Source organism: Zooshikella ganghwensis DSM 15267, from assembly GCF_000428585.1.
GTDB lineage: Bacteria > Pseudomonadota > Gammaproteobacteria > Pseudomonadales > Zooshikellaceae > Zooshikella > Zooshikella ganghwensis.
Map to the genome: position 1 here is coordinate 1 of NZ_AUAF01000386.1, position 1321 is coordinate 1321.

General features: G+C 48.1%; 1 protein-coding gene. It reads left to right on the forward strand.

Going from position 1 to position 1321, the window contains the following annotated elements; translation table 11 throughout:
- Positions 1-1321 (forward strand): RHS repeat-associated core domain-containing protein (locus tag F607_RS0127215; RefSeq protein ID WP_027710490.1); only part of this gene is annotated, 1321 nt, incomplete at both ends.

Consider the following 1321-nt stretch of genomic DNA (forward strand, 5'->3'; position numbering starts at 1 on the left):
ACCGTCGATGGCATTACCCAACAGTATCAGTACGATGACTTAGGACGTTTAACCTCAGAAACGCAAACCCTGTTTGGCGAAAGCTTTACCCTCAGTTATAGCTACGACCAATACAGTCGTCCTCTACAAACCACCTTCCCTACCGGACTCACCGCGAAACAAGTCTACAACGAACGGGGTTACCTGACCGCCATTCTTGATGGTAATGCCAACACCTACTGGCAAGCGCAAGCGGTCGATGCACTGGGCAATATTACCCAACAACAGTACGGTAATGGCGCCACCACCCTGCGGGTATTTGATAACCAAACGGGTCACCTGCAAGACAGTGGTACCTACATGGGTAGTACCACCCAGATTGAAGACCTGCACTTTGCCTACGATGAGTTAGGTAACCTCACTCAGCGGGAAGATAAACGACAGAAGATCCAAGAGACCTTTGCCTATGATCAACTCAATCGCTTAACGGAAGTAACTGCACTACTCAGTGGCAACACTCAAACTACCACCGTGCAGTACGATAGGTTAGGCAATATCATCCATAAATCGGATGTGGGTAATTATCGTTACGCAGGTAAGTGTGGTAGCCAGCAAGCCGGTCCCCATGCGTTAACCCAAACCACCGGCAGCCAAAACGCGACCTACTGCTATGATGCCAACGGCAACATGACCAGTGGTAATGGCCGTACCGTGCGCTATACCGCCTTTGATAAACCGGATCAGATTATCCGTGGTGATTATCAAATCGACCTGGTGTATGGTCCCGATCAAAAACGGGTACGCCGGATTGACCATGGACCCACAGGCACCAGCACGACTTACTACCAGTCCGGTATTTATGAAAAGGTGGTCAGTGATACCGGTAAAATACAGCATAAGCATTACATTGCGGATGTCGCCATTATCACTAAAACCGAAAATGCCGGCACCGACAATGGCCTTAACGTCAATTATTTCCACCGGGATCACTTAAGCTCAATCACCGCCATTACGGATCAAAATGGCCAAGTGATTGAACGCTTCAGCTATGATCCCTGGGGTAAACGCCGTCAGACGGATTGGCAACCAGCCATTGATTTTACGCAAATCACCAGCACCATCACTAAACGTGGCTTTACCAACCACGAGCATCTGGATGGTGTGGGCTTAATCCACATGAATGGCCGCGTGTATGATCCTAACGTTGGGAGATTCTTGAGTGCAGATCCATTTATTCAGTTTGCAAGTAATATTCAGAGCTATAACCGTTACAGCTACATCCTAAATAATCCTCTCAATGGAATAGATCCGACGGGGTTTATTACCGAAGGGATTACTAAAG